General features: G+C 57.3%; 17 protein-coding genes. 6 read left to right on the top strand and 11 right to left on the bottom strand.

The genetic code is table 11. From position 1 onward, the window contains the following. The first annotated feature begins 286 nt into the window (after window positions 1-286). Entirely contained in the window at window positions 287-457 is a 171-nt protein-coding gene (locus KOM00_RS21125) for a GGGtGRT protein (RefSeq protein ID WP_216500791.1), read from the top strand. 92 nt (window positions 458-549) lie between these two features. On the opposite strand, the gene nhaA is transcribed toward KOM00_RS21125, so the two are convergent. From nhaA to KOM00_RS20025, 9 genes are all read right to left on the bottom strand, one after another. Further along, window positions 550-1,713 carry a Na+/H+ antiporter NhaA gene (gene nhaA, locus KOM00_RS20065; protein WP_216500790.1) on the bottom strand — a complete coding sequence of 388 codons (1,164 nt, stop codon included), beginning with the start codon at window positions 1,711-1,713 and terminating at the stop codon, window positions 550-552. 183 nt (window positions 1,714-1,896) lie between these two features. Then, on the bottom strand, window positions 1,897-2,778 hold the full coding sequence (locus tag KOM00_RS20060; protein ID WP_216500789.1) for a GNAT family N-acetyltransferase: 882 nt from the start codon (window positions 2,776-2,778) through the stop codon (window positions 1,897-1,899). Window positions 2,779-2,802: 24 nt separating this feature from the next. Then, window positions 2,803-3,591 (bottom strand): trehalose-phosphatase, encoded by a 789-nt coding sequence (otsB, locus tag KOM00_RS20055; RefSeq protein WP_216500788.1) that lies wholly within the window; start codon window positions 3,589-3,591, stop codon window positions 2,803-2,805. Further along, window positions 3,591-5,849, bottom strand: coding sequence for an alpha,alpha-trehalose-phosphate synthase (UDP-forming) (locus tag KOM00_RS20050; protein WP_216500787.1), 2,259 nt, complete (start codon window positions 5,847-5,849; stop codon window positions 3,591-3,593). Before KOM00_RS20050 ends, otsB begins: the two co-directional genes overlap by 1 nt. Window positions 5,850-5,874: 25 nt before the next feature. After that, complete coding sequence (locus KOM00_RS20045) at window positions 5,875-6,642, bottom strand: 4-hydroxy-tetrahydrodipicolinate reductase (RefSeq protein WP_216500786.1); 768 nt, start codon at window positions 6,640-6,642, stop codon at window positions 5,875-5,877. A gap of 8 nt (window positions 6,643-6,650) precedes the next feature. Then, a complete protein-coding gene (locus KOM00_RS20040) occupies window positions 6,651-8,234 on the bottom strand; it encodes a TIGR00341 family protein (RefSeq protein ID WP_216500785.1) in 1,584 nt (527 codons plus the stop codon). A gap of 11 nt (window positions 8,235-8,245) precedes the next feature. Further along, window positions 8,246-10,036 (bottom strand): glycoside hydrolase family 15 protein, encoded by a 1,791-nt coding sequence (locus tag KOM00_RS20035; protein WP_216500784.1) that lies wholly within the window; start codon window positions 10,034-10,036, stop codon window positions 8,246-8,248. Between the two features lie 33 nt (window positions 10,037-10,069). Beyond that, window positions 10,070-10,531 (bottom strand): MarR family winged helix-turn-helix transcriptional regulator, encoded by a 462-nt coding sequence (locus KOM00_RS20030; protein WP_216500783.1) that lies wholly within the window; start codon window positions 10,529-10,531, stop codon window positions 10,070-10,072. 355 nt (window positions 10,532-10,886) lie between these two features. Continuing rightward, window positions 10,887-11,393 (bottom strand): MarR family winged helix-turn-helix transcriptional regulator, encoded by a 507-nt coding sequence (locus KOM00_RS20025; RefSeq protein ID WP_216500782.1) that lies wholly within the window; start codon window positions 11,391-11,393, stop codon window positions 10,887-10,889. A gap of 872 nt (window positions 11,394-12,265) precedes the next feature. Here KOM00_RS20025 and KOM00_RS20020 point away from each other — a divergent pair. The 3 genes from KOM00_RS20020 to KOM00_RS20010 all read left to right on the top strand — a co-directional run bounded on the left by KOM00_RS20020 (window position 12,266) and on the right by KOM00_RS20010 (window position 15,494). Beyond that, on the top strand, window positions 12,266-13,087 hold the full coding sequence (locus KOM00_RS20020; protein ID WP_216500781.1) for an IclR family transcriptional regulator: 822 nt from the start codon (window positions 12,266-12,268) through the stop codon (window positions 13,085-13,087). An 84-nt stretch (window positions 13,088-13,171) separates the two neighbouring features. Continuing rightward, window positions 13,172-13,483, top strand: a complete 312-nt coding sequence (locus KOM00_RS20015) for a DUF485 domain-containing protein (protein ID WP_216500780.1) — start codon at window positions 13,172-13,174, stop codon at window positions 13,481-13,483. 16 nt (window positions 13,484-13,499) lie between these two features. Then, window positions 13,500-15,494 carry a solute symporter family protein gene (locus KOM00_RS20010; RefSeq protein WP_407931699.1) on the top strand — a complete coding sequence of 665 codons (1,995 nt, stop codon included), beginning with the start codon at window positions 13,500-13,502 and terminating at the stop codon, window positions 15,492-15,494. Window positions 15,495-15,698: 204 nt separating this feature from the next. Here the strand turns inward: KOM00_RS20010 and KOM00_RS21120 are convergent, their stop codons facing one another. Continuing rightward, window positions 15,699-15,884 (bottom strand): MarR family transcriptional regulator, encoded by a 186-nt coding sequence (locus KOM00_RS21120; protein ID WP_407931700.1) that lies wholly within the window; start codon window positions 15,882-15,884, stop codon window positions 15,699-15,701. 252 nt (window positions 15,885-16,136) lie between these two features. Here KOM00_RS21120 and pal point away from each other — a divergent pair, with 252 nt between their 5' ends. Beyond that, on the top strand, window positions 16,137-16,730 hold the full coding sequence (gene pal, locus KOM00_RS20000) for a peptidoglycan-associated lipoprotein Pal (protein ID WP_216500779.1): 594 nt from the start codon (window positions 16,137-16,139) through the stop codon (window positions 16,728-16,730). Between the two features lie 30 nt (window positions 16,731-16,760). After that, window positions 16,761-18,023 (top strand): chloride channel protein, encoded by a 1,263-nt coding sequence (locus KOM00_RS19995; protein ID WP_216500778.1) that lies wholly within the window; start codon window positions 16,761-16,763, stop codon window positions 18,021-18,023. Between the two features lie 576 nt (window positions 18,024-18,599). Here the strand turns inward: KOM00_RS19995 and KOM00_RS21115 are convergent. Next, window positions 18,600-18,686, bottom strand: an 87-nt coding sequence (locus KOM00_RS21115) for an IS3 family transposase (RefSeq protein ID WP_407931680.1), incomplete at its 5' end; no start/stop codon positions are given.

Below are 18,686 nucleotides of genomic sequence, written 5' to 3'. Positions count from 1 at the left end.
AACGGCTACTTTGGCTTTGAATTCTGCGCTGTGACGGGTGCGATGTTGTGGCATTGAACCTCTCCTCTGGAAATAGGTCGGTCCATTGCTTATCACCCTGTCTCAAAAACCGCAACCACTTCAGTGAGTGTCCTGCTATCGTATCTTGCGGATGTAGTGTCAGTCGTAGAGATTCGTGAATTGCAATTAGCACGGGAACGTTGCGTTAGCCGATCATCTTCACTCCTCACGACCTTGAATTCAGTCCAGAACTACACAACATGGCTGCTGTTCCAGATTCATTGGCATGACCGACACCATGGGACGGAAGCACTCCGACACCGAGTTCACCGGTTGCTTGTATGTATCTGCTTATGTGGAGATGATGGGTGTTATCGGTATAGAGAACACCCCATGGTCGGGGCCTCGGTCGCGGTGGTCATGGCTTTGGAAGCGGCTTAGCAATAATTTCGACTGAGAGGCAGTAGGGTCCGTTGAAGTCGATTCTCGTAATATGGCTGATGCAATTGAAACAGTAACATAAATTGTTCTGAAGCTTAACCATAGCTCTTACGTTGTTGACTGCCGGGTCAACAATATGTATCCGATGGTACCTGAGAGCATGGAAGTAAACAAAATGCTGAGCTTAGAACTCTCAACCACTGCCGGATCTCCAAAAGCAAGCAGCGTGATGAAAATAGACATTGTAAATCCTATTCCGCCAAGAAAACCAACGCTGATGATATGCTTCCAGCCAACGTGATTTGGCAACTTCGTCAGTCCTACTTTAACTGAGAGGTAGCTAAACAAAAGTATTCCAAGCGGTTTACCTGCCAGTAAGCCTGCAAAAATGCCCAGACTATTGGGAGTCGCAAGTCCTTCTGCCCAATTTCCAGCCAACGTGATGCCTGTATTGGCTAGAGCGAAAATTGGCATAATGAAAAAGGCAACGGGCTTATGCAAAAAGTGCTGTAGCCTATACGACGGCGAATTGTTTCGGATTTTCCTGAATGGAATAGCAAAGGCTAGCAAGACCCCGGCAATGGTGGCGTGGACACCAGAGTTGAGCATAAAAAACCACATTATGCCACCGAGAATGAGATAAACAGAAAGGCGATTCATGTTGCAGCGGTTTAGAAGCAGCAGTAAACCAAATATCGCTAAGGCGGAGGCAAAATACATTGGTGAAAAGTCTGTCACGTAAAAAAGGGCAATGACTATAATAGCGCCTAAATCATCGATAATAGCCAGAGCTGTAAGAAAAATCTTAAGCGAAGTAGGCACCTTGTTTCCCACCAGGGACAAGATCCCGAGTGCGAAGGCGATATCCGTCGCCATGGGGATGCCAGCGCCGTGTACTGTTGCTGTCTCTCGGTTGAGGAGGAAGTGAAACAGTGCCGGTGTCGCCATGCCACCAATGGCTGCAGCAATCGGCAGCAAAGCGTTGTGTCGGTTAGATAGTTCACCCACATAGAGTTCCCTCTCGATTTCCAACCCGATCAACAAGAAAAAAATAGCCATGAGTCCGTCATTGATCCAGTATTGCAGGCTGTGCCCAAGAACTTCATAATGCCACATACCAATATACATGGAGCGACTAGATGAATTTGCCAACATTATGGAAAAAGCGGTGCAGGCAATTAGCAAAAAACCTGAGGCTTTTTCGCTCTCGAAAAAGTCAAAGAAAAGGTTCCTAACTTTTTTGTAATTTTTCCTTATACTTCTTGCTACCATATCCGCTCCACCATGAAATATATCATCGTAGGGTTATTGCTGCCTCTGTCTTACAAATATGGCTTAATCAGTAGACATGTTGAGTACAAGCATATATGCGAGATGACTTTCAAATCTGTTTGCGATCAATAGATACTGCAGGATCCTGTATGATAAATTATGCATTTGTCTGTGGTCTCACCTTTAGTCCGAATTGGTTAAAAAGAGGGAACTCCATGCCAGAGCAGGATCTTCGGCAAGACACTTGTGCCAGACGTTAACGCTCTCCGGCGCACCGTAGATGCTGGTGCTGTTGGTCAGGGTTCCCCCGTAATGGTATCCACCCTTGGCAAAGGTAATGTTAATCCCGGGGGCGTAGGCGCGCGCGGCTGACCACAGCAGCCTGGCACCGCAAGCCGCGGAAAGTTCCGCGATGCGCTGCAGCAACAGCAGGGCGAGTCCCTTCCCCCGGTGCTCGGGCAGTACGACGAAATGAGCCAGTTCTGCCGTGCCCGTCGCCGGATCGAAGATCGCCGCGCATGCAGCGACCAGGATGCCTTCGATCCACAGCCCGAGGAAGAGGTCGCCCCGCCCCAGGACGTTGTCGAGGAAGATCGGATCGTCCACCGCTGCGGACTTGGCAACACCGACCGTGCGGTACAGCGAAACCACCTCGCCGATCTCCGCAGGTTCCACTGACCTGAGGACCCCACCTTCCGGCAACGGCACCGGACCCGCCAGAGACTGCATCTCGGTGGCTGCCAGGATCCTCCTCAAAAGCAGCGGCATCCGCTCAGGGTCCGGGGCATCTCCGAAATGGCGGGCGAGAAAACAGGCGGTCTCCCCTTCCCCGTAGAAATGCGGGATGGCTGCCTCCAACCGGTACCCCGCGACGACGAAGTGCCGGATGTGGGCTGCAGGGACCCTAGCCGTAACCTTGGTGTACCCGCGTGAAACGGCCAAAAGCTCCAAATGATGGATAACGTTCGGGGCGTCCTCCGGATCCAGCAGGGCCAGTGTGGCCCTACGCGTAGCCTGATCATGCTGCACCAGCGAATTGCCGAAGATTTCTACCTGCTCAGCCATCGTTCCTCCCGTTGCGGCGACCCTTCAGCCGTCACAGCACTGTGACTCGCTCTCACAGTGCGCCTCTAGGATGCCCACCATAGAATTGAGCAGTCCTAGTATTTCCGACTGCTGGTTGAGGTAATAGGTCGCCGCCGAGTGGTCGTTCTTGCCGACGTGCACACCGAAAACGTCGCTGCGAGCAAGCCGGAACACCTCCTCGTCGGTCTCGTCGTCACCGAAATAGATTGCCCTGGAGCACCCCAACTCCTCCATGGCAGCCGCCAACGCCTCCCCCTTGCCGAAGGCCTCCGCGGGGACCACGTTGACAACGTATTTCCCGCCGATGGTTCGTGGTGGCGGCTCGAGGTCATCGATGGCCGTATTGATCATCACCAACGCGCGCTGTGGGTCCTCGCACTTGCGGTAGTGCAGGCTTAGCGATTCCCCCTTGAACTCGATCTCTATTCCCGGCTCGTAGAAAAGCGCCGTGTGCAAACGGTCCCGCCACTTGAGGCAAAGCTGGACCAGCTCCCACCGCCGCTCGCTGCTCCGTCCCGGCCATTCCGCACCATGGTTCCCGATTACGAGGTGCGGCTGGAATCCCAGGATGCCGATGGCATCCTGGCGCGACCTCCCGGTGATGATGGCCACCTTGGCCAGCCCCATCAGACGCTGCAGGACGCTGCGTACCGATTTGGCGACCTTGGCCTCGCCGTAATCGATGACGATGGGGGCAAGGGTGCCGTCCAGGTCGAAGGCGAAAAGCGTGTCCGGTGCCACGTGGTGCGTGAAGGCTGCGAGTTCTTCAAACTGAAAGAGGTAACTGGGCATTACTGGTTTCTCCTGATCCGGGCCGAGAGCTTCTCGCGCTGGCGCACCCGGGCGGCATCGAGTAGCATCCGCCCGGCCCAGCGGTACACGTTGAAATCGCGCACCAGGGCGCGCATGCTGCGCATCCTCTCACGCTGCTCGAACTGTGGCATGATGAGTGCGCGGAAGATGGCCTCGGCCGTCTGTTCTATGTGATAGGGATTTACGATAAGTGCCTCGTGCATCTCGTGGGCGGCACCGGTGAACTGGCTCAAAACCAGAACGCCCTGCTCGTCGTCCCTCGCGGCCACGAACTCTTTGGCCACGAGGTTCATGCCGTCATGGAGGCTCGTCACCACGCATACGTCTGCGCCTCGGTAGTAGCGGTTCACCACCTCGGGCTCGTGGTGCTCGGCCTTCAGAATGATGGGTTGCCACCCCTCACCGGAAAAGCGCTGGTTCACCCGCTGGGCCAGCGCATGCACCTGGGCATCGAAGGCCTGGTAGTCCTCCAGGGCGGAGCGGGAGGGCGCGGCGATCTGGATGAAGGTGAAGCGTCCTGCCAGTTCCGGGTGCTGCTCTATGGTCTTCTCCACCGCCCTAAAACGCTCCAGTATCCCTTTGGTGTAGTCGAGGCGGTCCACGCCGATCCCCACCAGATGCTCCGGCCCCACCCCGAGTTCTCTCCTTAACTCCTCTCGGCACTGCGCCACCGGGGGCTGACGGTCCTGCCACGGCGGGGGCCACTGGATTGAGATGGGATAGCTCTCTACCATGGTGAGGCTTCCACTCCGGCTGATGGTTGAGGACTCGTGCTCAATCCGGGTCTCCAGGTAGCGGTCCACCGTCTCCAGGAAGTTCTTGCGGTGGAACGGGGTGTGGAAGCCGAGGATGGTCGAACCCAGCATCCCCTCCAGAAGCTCCTCGCGCCAGGGACAGATCCCGAAGGATTCCGGGTTGGGCCAGGGGATGTGCCAGAAGGTGATCACGGTCGCCTTGGGGAGCGCCCTGCGGATCATGCCTGGCAGCAGTGCGAAATGGTAATCCTGCACCAGCACCACCGGGTCGTCGCTATCGGCCTCCCGGACCACGGCGTCGGCGAAACGCTGATTCACCTCCCGATACTGCTGCCAATCGCTGGAACGGAAGATCGGGCGGACGTGGGCTATGTGGCACAGGGGCCAGAGCCCCTCGTTGGCGAAGCCATAGTAATAGCCGCTCTCCTCCTCCTTGCTGAGCCATATGCGCCTGAGGGTGTATTCCGGGGTGTCCGGAGGAACCGCGACCCGGTCATGGCGGTCGGTGACCAGCCGGTCAGCGCTGCCGCTGCCGTGGGCGATCCAGGTCCCTGAGCAGGCGCGCATCACCGGCTCGACGGCCGTGACCAGACCGCTAGCCGGGCGGTGCACCTCGATGCCGTCCCCTTTCCTGATGTGGATGTAGGGTTCCCGGTTGGACACCACGATGATGCGTTCGCCGGTCAACTGCTTGTGCAGCAGGTTGCGCAGCGCGTCCGGGCTCCAGGTGATGGTGGCGTCGTCGGCCAGACGCCGCTCGCTGTCCAGTGCACGCAGCAGGGCCCGCAGGTCCCCGACCAGGGGCTGCAGTTCGGGGTCTACCGCAGGCTGCGAAAATGGCTTGACGATCCCCTCCCCCCGGAGCATGGCCCGAACCCCTTCCAGCCAGCCGCGCCAGCTCAGGTGGGCGACGAAAACGGTGATGGCGGAAACTACCACACCCAGCAGTGCAAAGAAGGCGATGATGTAGTTGCGGGTGTCTTCGCTGCGGCGCTCGACGAAACTCATGTCATGCACCAGGATTAGGGAGCCGGCGCCGGCCGACGGGACCCCGACCGGGTGCACGGCCACATGCACCGCCCCTTGGCGAAGGTGGAGCACCCGGCCCTTTTCCGCACCCGCGGCCTGAGGCACTGGGCAGACGAGTGTCTCAGGGAAGGCGGGGGTCTTGTAAAGGAGCTTGCCGCGGCGATCGCAATACCCCAGCGCCAGAAGCCGCTCGTCCTGCACGGCCCTGTTCAGAAGCAACCTGATCCTCGCTCCATTGTCTTGCTGCAGCAGTTCCACCAGCTGATCGTGCAGGGTATTGGTGATCAGGCGTGACCGTATGTCCATGTCGCGCATGAACCAGTGCATGGTGAGCCGGTCCACCAAGGGGACCGCCGCGATGGCCAATAGCCCTAGGGCCACCGCAAGCGGCACGATGAACCTCAGGGAGAGCCTGAGCGACTTGAGGGACGAACTCGATACCACCTTCTTCATGGGAGCCTCCCTGCGGCCTGGCCCACTACGCCGCCTGAGCCGATCCCGCGTTGAAATAGGGGAGCATGAGATCCTCCATGCTGTATAGCCCGGCGCCCCTTTCGTGCAGGTGCTTCGCCGCGAAGAGCACGCCGTTGCCGAAGGCTTCGCGGGTGATGGACTCGTGCTTTAGTCGCACCGTCTGGTAGGGGAAGCCGAAGAGGATCTCGTGCACCCCGATGATGCCGCCGGCACGAACCGTCTTGATGACGTCCTCTTCGAGCCCCAGGGACGAGGCGATCTTTTTGGCCGTTCCTGAGACCTCGGGCTTCGCCTTGAAATGTTCTTCAACGATCTCGATGTCCGTGTACGGAGCGATGTTCTTAAGGATTCTGGCCGCTATGATGAGGAAGTTGATGCCGACGGTGATGTTGGGGGACCACAGCACCCGGGTCTTTTGCGCCAGGTATTTCAGGTACGCCACCGTCTGCGCCGAATACGAGGAGATCGCGCTCACCACGGCCACTTTGCGGTCACGGGCCGCCTCACCGTAATAACGCACACCCTGCTCGGAGGAAAAGTCGATAATCACATCCACGGGGAACCGCTCCAGCAGTTCCGCTCCTGCGAATTCATCCGCGGAATAGATGTATCCCGGCTCCTCCGAATCGATCCCCAGAAACTCTGGTACAGACCTGTGTTCGAGGTTGTGGGATCTGCGCACCACCCACTGCAAGTTGGTCTCCTTACTCTGCAGCAGCACCGACGCTACAGCCTTGCCAGTCTTGCCGAATCCTATAAGTCCTACTTTCAATGTTCACCTCACTTGTCGTTTCGCATGACGCGCAGCGTCACCGCGCCCACCCGACCGGGCAGTCTGGTAGTGGTCACAGCCTGTGCCGGTATGGCGAGCTGTTCGGCCAGATAGCGTTCGAGGGAGCTGAGCTTGCGACCACTCCCCTTCGGCCCGGCAACAACGAAACGGAAGGCAGATGGTCCTTCGGGGAGACTACGCACCACCTCCAACTCATTTTTGCTTTCGCTTGCCAGGGAGCCGTCCCCCGCGAAAACCATAGGCGGGAGCATCGGGGCAACCCCGATGGCAAGCCGTACCGGGACCCCCAGTGTCTGCTGCAACTGCCGGCTCAAAAGCAGGCGCTCGTCATCGCTGAGCACATAATCCCTTGCCAGCGTGGCGCTCACCAGCAGGGGCTCCTGGTCGCCAGAGAAACTCACCGTGGTCCCCGAGACCGCGAAAGGGGTGAGGGCTCCGGCCAGCTCCCGCTCGATGCGTGCCACGAGCGACCTCGTCCTCGCTGCGAGCTCGGCGGGACTCTCCTTCACCGCCTGCACCGGGCTGCCCCCCACCTTTGTGGTTTGCCCCCTGAGCTGGCTTTCCGAGGCCACGATCACCTGCTCAAGCTCCAACCGCACCGGGCGCCGCAGTCCCTGGGTCAGCTCCTTTTCGATTTCCTTTTGTGCCGGCTTGGGAAGAAAGCGCACCGTGTTTACCGATGCCATCACCAGCAGATCCTTCCCCTCCTGCCGGAACCGGTATCCGGTCAGGCGCGAGGCGAGTTCCCGGTCAAGCCGACTTCTAAGCACCCGTTCGATGCGCTTCTCGTTCTTAATCCTCGTTACATCGCTGCCCAGCGTGTAGATGAGCGGCACGGATATGAGGGTCAAAACCGTGGTGATGACGGCCAGCCTGGTGCGATGCGAGTACTGCGGCGCTTCGACGTGGCTGGTTCTAAAGCCCAGAATGAAAAAGATGATGTCTGAGCTCAGGATGATGGCCACGAAGTTGGTGAAGAAGAGCAGGAATCCGCCAAGGGCAAGCATCGGCTGCCAGGTTCCCAGTCCGTAGCCGGTCACGCTCAGGGGGGGGATGACGGCGGTCGCGACCGCCACACCGGTCGACGTGATCAGGTAGTTGCGCTTTGTGCACAGGGCTACCGCACCGGCGCCCCCCGACAGGGCTGCAATGAACAGGTCCAGGATGTTGGGTCTCACCCGGGACAGGATCTCCACCGTCGGTTCCTTCAGGGGAGACAAAAACGTTATGAGGGCGCTTACAGCCACGGTGAGCGCGATGCTCGTACCTAGTGTCCGGAAGGTGCGCCGGACGAGCGCGAGGTCGCCTATGGTGAAGGAAAGGCTCGCGGAGATGATCGGCCCCATGAGTGGAGAGATCAGCATCGCCCCTATCACTACCGCGACGCTGTTGAGAAGGAGTCCCAGTAGTGCGATGACCCCGGCCAGGATCAGCATGACGTAGTAGACCCAGGAGCCGTCCACCGAGGCTACCACTTCTTTGATCACCTCGCGGTGCTGCACCATATCCGCCTTCATAGCCAGATAGGCCTTCATCATGCCGCGGTGGAATGCTGTGCCGATTCCTGCCATTGCTGTCCGTCCTAAAACGCGGTGTCCCATCTTTTCGAGAGGCGGATTGCCGCGTTGATCAGCCCGACCATGCTGTAGGTCTGCACGAAATTGCCCCACTGCTCCCCGGTCGCGACATCGACGTGCTCGGCCATCAGGCCGTGCCGGTTGTGGTGCGCCAGAAGGTTCTCAAAGAGCCGGCGCGCCTCCTCGGTGCGCCCGAGGGCGACCAGGGCGTAGATGTACCAGTAAGTGCAGACGATGAACGCGTTTTGGGGAGCGCCGAAATCGTCCTCCTCGACGTAGCGGAAGATGTAGTCCCCGCGGCGCAACTCGCGCTCGATGGCCGCGACCGTCGCGGCGAAGCGCGGGTCATCCGCTGCGAGGAAACCGACGTCGTGCATGAGAAGGAGGCTCGCATCCAGCGTTTCCCCCTCGAAGGCCGCCGTGAAGCTCTTTTTCTCCTCGTTCCAGCCCCGCCGGCACACCGTCTCGTGGATGCGCTGCGCCTGGGCCTCCCAGTATGCTGCCCGCTCCCTGAGGCCCAGGCGTTCCGCGATCTTCGCCAGCCGGTCGCAGGCGGCCCAGCACATGATGCTCGAGAAGGTGTGGACCCTGCGGCTTCCCCTGAGTTCCCACAGCCCGGCGTCGGGCTGGTCGTGCACCCGGATCGCCATCTCGCCCAGCGGCTCGAGGCGCTGGAAAAGCGGGACGTCGCCGCGCTGCATGAGGCGATGATCGAAGAATACGTGGGTGACCGCGAGCACGGCCGAGCCGTAGACGTCGTGCTGGACCTGCAGGCAGGCCTGGTTTCCCACACGGACCGGTCCCATGCCGCGGTAACCCTGCAGCGAGGGCATCTCCTTCTCTTCCAGGTTACCGTTACCGTCGATGCCGTATACCGGCTGTAGATAGCCGCCATCGCTCCCCGCGACCACGTTGACCAGGTAGCGCAGGTAGCGCTCCATGGTCTTGGTCGCACCGAGGCGGTTCAGTGCATTCACCACGAAGTAGGCGTCGCGCAGCCAGCAGTAGCGGTAGTCCCAGTTCCTGCCCGAGTCCGGCGCCTCCGGGATGGATGTGGTGAGGGCCGCGGCGATGGCGCCGGTGTCCTCGAAGGCGTTCAACTTTAGCGTGATGGCCGCCCTGATCACCTCGTCCTGCCACTCGAACGGGATCCCGAGGTCCCGCACCCATTCCTGCCAGTAGGCGAGGGTCTCAGCTTTGAAGCGGCGCGCGAGCTCCGAGACGCTCTCCTGCACCGTCTCGTCCGGGCCGAACACGAGGTTCACTTCGTCATCGAGCACAACGGGGAGTTCCTGCAGGATGGCGGTCACGGAGGCGTCGGTGGAGAGGCGCAGCACCATGTACGGTGAGACGTAGCGGATATGATGGCTTCCATAAGTGTATTCGCCGCGCTCCGCGCCGTAGTTGCGGGCGGGACGCACCCTGATGACGATCCTCGGCGTGCCGTGCAGCCGGCGCACCTGCCGGACCAGCATGATCGGGGTATAAATCCTGCCGTACTGCAGGAAACGCGGGGCGAAGTCGGTGACCTCCACCACGCCCCCCCGGGAATCGGTCATTTGGGTGACGAGGACTGCGGAGTTTGCGAGATAATCCTGCTCGCTCGCCACCTGGTCCACGAGCTCGATGCTGCAGTAGCCGAGCCCCTCGCCCAGTTCGTGTTCCTGAAGCAGTGAGCAGAAGACCGGGTCGCCGTCGAAGCGTGGCAGGCAGTACCAAACGATCTCCGCCTGGGTGTCGATGAGCGCGCCGACCTGGCAGTTGCCTATCAGCGCGAGGTCGAGAGAATGCTTCATGGGGAGCCTCCTCCATCGTTTTCGGGGGGTATGTCAGCTGTGCAGTGGCTGCGGCATCAGGTGCTCCGCCCCCAGTATTTTTACCATATGCTGCATCCCCTCGATGACGCGGTCGAATTCTTCCTCTTCAAGCGCGGATAGCCCGTTTACCAGCATGATCTGGGCAACCTCCGGAGCCTTGGCGACGAGCCCTTTGCCCGCGTCTGTCAGCTCAAGATCGACCGCGCGGCGGTCCTGTGTCGAGCGGGTCCGGGTCACCAGCCCCTTTGCTTCTAGACGGTCCAGCACCCCTACCACGGTAGCCGGGCGCAGGTACATCTGCCGGGCCAGTTCGGAAACGCGCAAAGGAGCCTGTTTGTCGAGGATCTTCAGGGCCCACAGCTGCGGCCCGGTAAGCTCGGTCTCCCTTTCGGCGCTGCGTGAATACTCACCCACGGCCTGGAAGATCCTCCTTAGGTTGTCAATAACTTGCGAAATCTGCTCACTGCGTCCCATGATGCACTCCAAAGATTTGGCACTAACGTTAGCGTACCGAATAATTAGCTTTGCAAATAATACTGACATTTCTAAGGCGAGTCAAGGCTGATCGGATGACTCACAGCATCACAGCAAAGCGTCATAAGCTAAGCATTAGTCACGTACTGGCGAGTCTGCTCATTCAGCACATGATTTATGATTTTGTTTTCAGGCGGGAAGTTATGTAACAAGGTCTGGGTGCTGGTGGCGCTACGGGAGGCGATGAGGCAGGTCAAAATTATCTACTTTGACGGGTCAGGCAATTCCGAATGGACCACTGGTGCCGAGGGCGCATACTGCTTCTACCGATAGTGGCGATCAGTGGCTCCAATGATCATTTCGGAACGGAACGACCTGGTAGGTTGATCTCCGATGAAAGAAGAAGTTTGGGGGGGAGCTCCTGAGCGCCCAGGATTTCGACGAGCCGTTCGAGATCTACCGACATACGGAGTAGCTGCTCGTGCTCAAGAGTCTCGAGTCCCCTGACGAGCAGCCCCTGGGCCACTTCCGGAGCGTTGACGATGAGAGTTTTCCCCTGCTCAGTCAGCTCTATCTTCACGACACGTCTGTCCTCCCGTGAGCGCATGCGAGATACTAGGCCCCGTCCTTCGAGCCGGTCTATAACCCCCACAACAGTGGCAGGATGAAGGTACATCCGCCGCGCCAGTTCCGAGACCTTCAAGGGACCGCTCTCCGCTACCACCTTTATCGCCCACAGCTGTGGTCCGGTCAGTCCCGTCTCCCGTTCCGCCTTCTTTGAGTACTCGTTGACGGCCTGAAACACGCGGCGGATGTTATCGATGATGTCGGCTACGACGATGGCCTTTTCGCGCCCTTTCATAAGCTCCTCTGGTCTGGAAGTTTCTCCCTGTATATCACAGGAGATTGTACGTAGAAAGCAATTTCCAATAACGAGTTGATATATGTTGAAAACGCCAAAAATACCTCAACCTGTTGTTGTGGCACGACTGCGTCTACATTCTCATGTTTGCTTAAAAAATAATTTAAAAACAGTGTGTTGCGAGGTCTGAGCCAGAGCTTGAACTTTTTTGTTGTCAAATTGTAAAATTACGTTATATTCACATCAGTTTCTACACCAAACATTTGAGCACAAACGATCTGGTATGAGTAGAAGACTCCTTTTGACATTATCGATTGTTGCCCCAGTATTCTTCCTCATCATTTTGGGGATGAGGAATCCTGCGCTGGAGCATAACCATGGTCCCAAGCAGCGGCCACGTGCGGTAGTTGAAAAGGTTTCGAAGGCCCCCGCCGTAAAATCGTGCAACCAGCCGTGGGAACTGGAACTCTCTCTGCCAGTCGTTGTCGTTGCTTCCCCTGTCGAAATCAAAGACCTCGTTACCCTTCACCCAACCGGCTCCGCTGCCACTTTCCCCGTTTCACTCCACTCAAGGGCTCCCCCGTCACTCGCCTCCGCATTGTCCTAGCACCGCGTTGCTGCCACTCCAGAAGGGGTGCCACAGCCCATACAGCATCCGGAAAGGTGCGTCACCTCATCCTCCCTTTGGTCAAAGGCTATTCTGGACGGTGAGCCGGGGCTGTGACTTCGCTCGCCGGTTGTCTCCGTGCCCCGATACGGACAGCTGCGCACCTAAGCGGTGGTGGGGCAGGGCCTGCTTTCGATTTCCAACCTACGACCAGGACCCGCCATACGACATTTCGATTGGACGGAGTCTCTAATGAGAGGTCGCCATGCGAGAATCAGACACAAACTATACTATCCGTAACGTCAAAAAAGCTTTGGAATTGTTGGAAAAACTGGCGGAAAGTCCCGAACAAATCCCGCTTCAAGCGCTGGCTGACGGCATTGGGTTTAGCAGAAACAAGACCTTCCGCCTGCTGGCCACCCTGATGGAAAAGGGCTTGGTGGAACGCGACTCGATAACCGGAGAGTACCGACTTGGCACAAGGACCATTGCCCTCGGTCGCAAACTTGCCGATAGCTCGAATCTCGCTAGGCATACCAGGGAGGTCCTTCGAGAGCCCTCCGACGGCTCGAACCTTGTAACCTATGCCCATCCGATCATGGAGAACCTCGCCCGCAAACATGATGAAGCGGTCTATATGACTGTCATTAAGGACAACGAGGTGCTGTTCCTCAACATGGTCGACTGCGACCGGCCGATCAAGGCGCAACCATTTATAGGAAGGAAATTCCCGTTTTTCACCAACGCCGCGGGGAAGGTCATGAAGGCGGTTGATTCATGGGATTTACTGGAGCGGATCTGCAGGAGGGACGACGGACGCGGAAGGCAGCCTGACCTGGAAAAACTGGCGAGCGAACTGCAGGAAATCAGAGCCACTGGGGTCGCCGTCGACGACGGCGGATTGGGGGATGGCGTTATCAGCGTTGCGGTAGCTGTCCGTGACTACGCAGGGAAGGTGATTGGCGCCATCACCTTGCTTGCCCCCTCCTTCAGAATGCTGGCGGAACGGGTCGAGCACGAGATCATCCCTTCCCTTCAGGAGGGAGCAAGCCTCCTTTCCGCCAGGTTCGGGTACCTTCCCGCATGAAGTATAAGCATCGACATAAGCTCTCCGGGAAGGAGAATCTTTATCCACCAAGGCTGCGCAACCTTTTCAACAGGAGGAATCACCATGGCAGAAAAAAAGTATGACTGGTCGGCAATAGCCAGGAACCCGAAGTTCGTGGAGTTGCATCACAAGAAATCGGCCTTCCTTTTTGGATGGTGGATGTTCTCCTGCGCCTACTATTTCCTGCTGCCTATCGGTGCAGCGTACACCCCGGGAATCTTCAGGGTAAAAGTGATCGGTCCTGTAAACGTAGGGTATGTTTTCGCCCTCTCCCAGTTCTTCGTCTCCTGGGGGATCGCCCTCTACTACTCGCACGTCGCGAACAAGGATTTCGACCGGCTCACGAGGGAACTCATTGACGAGTTGCATAAATAACCACAGGAGGCTTGCCATGACGTTGAAGAAGATCATAATCGCAGCATCTCTGGCCCTCTCCGTAGCCGCGGCCGCTTTTGCGGAGGAGCCGTCCAAGGCCACTGCAGCAGCGGGTTCGAGCTCCGCCATGACCGCACCTGCTGGCTCAGGTGCTACCGCAACTGCGGCACCCACCACCCAGGCGCCCGCTCCGGCGGCGACTGCGCCTGCTGCTGCGGCTCCGATCAAGCACAAGGAACTCAAGGCGAACAAGGCCATCACCATATCCATGTTTGCAATCATTATCGCCGTGACCATGGCCGTCGTGGTCAAGGCCGCCAGCAAGACTAAGAGCGCGGCCGACTTCTACGCTGCCGGCGGGGGGATCACGGGCACCCAGAACGGCTGGGCCATCGCCGGTGACTACATGTCGGCTGCCTCCTTCCTCGGGATCTCCGGCCTCATATCGCTGTACGGCTATGATGGCTTCATGTATTCGGTGGGCTGGCTAGTCGCCTACATCACCGTTCTTTTGATCGTCGCCGAACCATGTCGCAACGCAGGGAAATATACACTGGGCGACATTCTTTCCTTCAGAACCTCACCCAAGCCGGTGCGGGCCTTTGCGGCCATCTCCACCGTTTCGGTTTCAACCTTTTATTTGACTGCCCAGATGGTTGGCGCAGGCAAATTAATGGCCCTTCTGGTAGGTATCCCCTACAAGAGCTCCATCATCGGCGTCGGCATTCTTATGGTCGGCTACGTCGTCTTCGGCGGCATGACTGCCACCACCTGGGTACAGATCATCAAGGCCGGGCTTCTGATGACCGGCGCCTTTCTCCTCTCCGTGCTCGTCATGGCTAAGGCTGGCTTCAATCCGATTGGCTTCTTCGACACCATCGTCAGCAATCCGAATATCCAGGACCATGTCTCCAAGATGGTCCTAAAAGACGGAATTATCATGAGCGGCATGGATGCAGGTCAGCGTTTTCTCGAGCCGGGACTCTACCTCAAGAATCCACTCGACCAGATCTCGCTGGGCATGGCGCTCGTGCTCGGAACCGCCGGAATGCCGCATATCCTGATGCGCTTCTTCACCGTTCCGACCGCCCAGGCGGCTAGGAAGTCCGTCATCATAGCCATGTTCATCATCGGCGGCTTCTACATCCTTACCACTCTGCTCGGTTTCGGCTCAGCCATCCATCTCTCCCCGCAGGGGATAACTGCCGTCGACAAGGGCGGCAACATGGCGACCCTGATGCTGGCCCAGCAGATGGGCGCGGATATCTCCCCTATTGTCGGTGACCTCTTCCTTGCCTTCCTCTGCGCCGTCGCCTTCGCCACCATTCTCGCCGTCGTTTCCGGCCTAGTACTTGCGGCCTCTGCGGCAATCGCCCACGACATATACGTCAACGTGATCAAGGACGGTCATGCCGATCAGCATGAGCAGGTATTCGCGGCCCGCGTCACCTCCTTTGTAGTCGGGGCCTGCGGCATAGTTATCGGCATCGCCGCTGAAAAGCAGAACGTCGCCCACCTGGTGGCGCTGGCCTTTGCCGTGGCGGCTTCTGGTAACCTGCCTGTCGTCGTCCTCTCACTGTTCTGGCGAAAGTTCAATACTGCCGGCGTCATTTCCGGACTCGTTGTCGGTACGGTAGCCTCCATCGCCTTGGTGATGGTGTCCCCAAACATGACCTATCCGAAGGTAGTAGCCGCTGGCGCCAAGAAGGTCGTCGCCGCAATGGAGCAGAAGCAGGCAGCACTGCCTCCGGGCACCACTCTCTCCGAAAACGATGCCAAGGCACTTGCTAAGGCAAGGGAAGACGCCAAACAGGATGGTACCTCAATGGTGGGTCTTGAAAAGCCGCTGTTTACTTTAAAGAATCCTGGCATCATCTCCATCCCGCTGGGCTTTATGGCTGCGATTATCGGCTGCCTCGCCTTCCCGAGTCGGCGCTCCGAGGAAATGTTTGATGAAGTGTACGTCCGCCAGAACACGGGAATCGGCATGGCCAAGGCCATCGACCACTAGGGCAGTCGTCAACTGGCAAGGCAGGCTGGGGAGGGTACCTCTCCAGCCTCTTTTCGTTTATAAGCAGTGGGTACACTTCCTAGGAATCGCGACCATTCTCGCCTAATCTCATGTAGCAACGACTCCATCACAAAAAGTGCCCCGTCAACAGCTTCAGCCTCTACCTAGCGTGGTCTCTGCCATGTCCTTTTCCTTAAAAAAAAATCAGGTGTCGCCGTTGGCGGTCCTGACACAAGGACCTTGATGGGCCACATCCCTGCGATCCTCTGCCGATCTGGTCCGGCTTAAGAGGCCTTTCGCTTCAAGCCGATCAACAATTCCCACACCTGTTACCGCCCGTAGGTACGTGTCGTTAGCAAGTTGAGAACCCCGTATATGCGGGGAGTTGATGAGAATCTGTAGTTCCCATAGTTACGGGTCGGTTAGGCCGGTCTCTTTTCGGCACTCCGAGCGTATTGGCTAAGGGCCTGGAGATTGTTGATAAACTGCTCAATCTCCTGCCTTTGGGGACGCATATACGCACCTGAAATCCTTGACAAAGTAGTTTGCATGGCTAATAATTCGTGTCGCAAATAACAATGCTGTGGCTAACGTCAAGGCACCCAGTCAAACCGTCAACCAGTACGTCAGAGGGAGGCAGCAATGAAAAGAGAAGTTCTAACATTCGTAGTCTTGAGTTTCATCGCATTCGGGGCTGTTGGCTGCGCTAAGCACGAAATGGTAAAAGTCGAGGACCCTCTGGCGCAGTCAACAACAGTTGCCAAGCCACCGGAAAAAGCGGAGGCGCCGCCGCAGGCCGCCGCACCGTTAAAAACTGAGCCGGCCCCGATAAAAGTTGAATCCGTGCAACCCCCTCCGCCGGCACAACTAGAGCCAATTACACAGGCTGGCGAATTAAAGGCGTCCCTCCAGAAAATTTACTTTGACTTTGATTCCTCTTTGCTGTCTAAGGAAGCTCGTGACACGCTGGTAAAAAATGCTGACATTATGAAGAAGGACCCTGACGTCAAGATCCAGATTGCAGGCCACTGTGACGAGCGAGGCTCAGATGAATACAACCTTGCCTTGGGAGTAAAACGCGCTACAGCCGCCCAAAAATACCTCACAGAACTTGGGATTCCAGTCGATCGTCTTTCTGTAATCAGCTACGGGGAAGAGAGGCCAGTTGATCCAGGTCACAAAACAACTGCATGGGCCGTGAACCGTCGTGCTGAGTTCGTCGTACTCGAAAAGTAACAACTGTAGTGGCAGACGGGGTCCTTCCAAATGAGTTTGAAACGGAAAACATATCTTCAGTTAGCAGTATGGACGGCTGCTGCTCTCGTTGGTGGTGCCGCAGTTCTTTTTGCGCACCTCATCTCCTCTGTGCAGGGATGGTATTTCCATTTCTTCACTGGTCACCCCTATATTGTTACAGTGGCGACTCCACTTCTTTTCGTAGGCGCCACATTAGTTGTCCAGTTTTTCGGACCGGATGCAAAGGGGAGCGGGATCCCGCAGGTCTTGGAGGCAATCGACCAAGTCCACGACGATAAAGCTGGCGATCCCCCTTGGAGAAGTTCACTTGTCTCCCTGAGAACCGCGGTAGTTAAAGTGATCTCAAGTGTGGTCGGGACTCTTGCTGGCGCCTCAATCGGCCGTGAGGGGCCAACGGTGCAGATCGCCGCATCCATTTTTGCGTGGATTGGTCGTGTCACCCGACGGATCGCGCCAGAAGTTGATTTTCAGACGTTCCTTACAGCCGGTGCCGCCGCGGGAGTCGCGGCTGCCTTCAATGCTCCTCTTGCCGGTATCGCGTTCGCCATAGAGGAAGTAACTGAAGGTATTCTGGGCAGGTTCCGCGAGATGATTATGCTGGCGGTTATTCTTTCGGGCATAGCGGCGCTCGCCATCTCTGGGAACTATCTTTATTTCGGACATCCTTCCGTTTCAAGTCCGAGCTTGGATCTGTTTCCAGAAACGCTATTATTAGGAGTCGCCGGAGGGGTAATGGGGGGTGCATTCGCACGGATTCTTGCCTTTCCGTCCATGGTGAATCTGCCCGACCAGGCGTGGAAAAAGGCACTGTACTGCGGGATTCTTTGTGCAGCAATCGGGCTTTTGAGCGGCGGGGCGACTGCTGGTTCAGGGTACGAGATCACGAGAAAATTCCTGGAAAGCCCATCCATCGATCAATGGCCGGTTTTTTTTGGAATAGAGAAATTTTTCACCACCGTGCTCTCCTACCTTTCTGGCATGGCAGGGGGGATTTTTTCGCCGTCTCTATCCATTGGCGCTGGCCTAGGCTTCACCGTCGCCAAGCTCTTTCATTTTTCCAACTTCAAGGTCTGCGCGCTCTTAGGAATGGTGGCATTCTTCTCGGGTGCAATCCAAGCTCCTCTTACTGGTGTCATCATCATGGAGATGACGGACGAACATATCCTTATAATTCCTTTCCTCCTGGCCGCATATCTGGCCAGAAGGATCGGAAAGGTTTTCATGCCAGTTCCGTTATATCGGTTTCTCGCGAACAAGAATCGGAAAGGGTAACAACCTAAGCGTGATCGTGTCACGAACGGAAGAAAAAAAGCCCATTTAGCCTCATCACACAACCGCCCAGAAAACTGAAATTCAAGATTGAATCGCCACTGGTTTCCTAGACAGCTTCCGTCCTGAAATCGTGACAAAAGATCGTGCTGGGGGAGGGAGGGGTGATGGCTGGGGTGGATCTCGACAGAGCCCAGGTGAGAAAAGAAAAGATTCCCGTGGGCCGGAAAAGGACCGGAACGGCAGAAAACAAGGCCCTTGGCGTGAGCCAAAGGCCTTGTTTTTTGTAGGAATGAGAGATTCGAACCTTCCGCCCCCCCTGCTCCCGGAGCACGTGTGTTAATCAACAACATTCTTCATATAGGTCCATCATCAAGAGCCGCCCCCTCATACATTCCCAAGACATCCACCTGTGCACCAACACGATTAACCCTGCTCCAAGGTCTCCCCACATAGACCCCATCAGGGTCATACCCCCAACCTGCCCGTGAGTATGTACACCCTCCCAGATCTCGTCACACATTTTCTCGTCTCGGGATCATTGGCCTATCTTCGCAATAGAGGACACGTTAGAAACCCTTATGCTGCCATCTTCAACTCCTGCTGCTCGAACTCTTCTGGGGAGCAATAGCCAATGGCAGAGTGTAGCCTCTTGCGATTGTAAAA

It is taken from the genome of Geomonas diazotrophica (assembly GCF_018919385.1).
Taxonomy (GTDB): Bacteria; Desulfobacterota; Desulfuromonadia; order Geobacterales; family Geobacteraceae; genus Geomonas; species Geomonas diazotrophica.
Note: the sequence above shows the minus strand (reverse complement) of the source record. Positions and strands in the feature narration are given on the sequence as shown.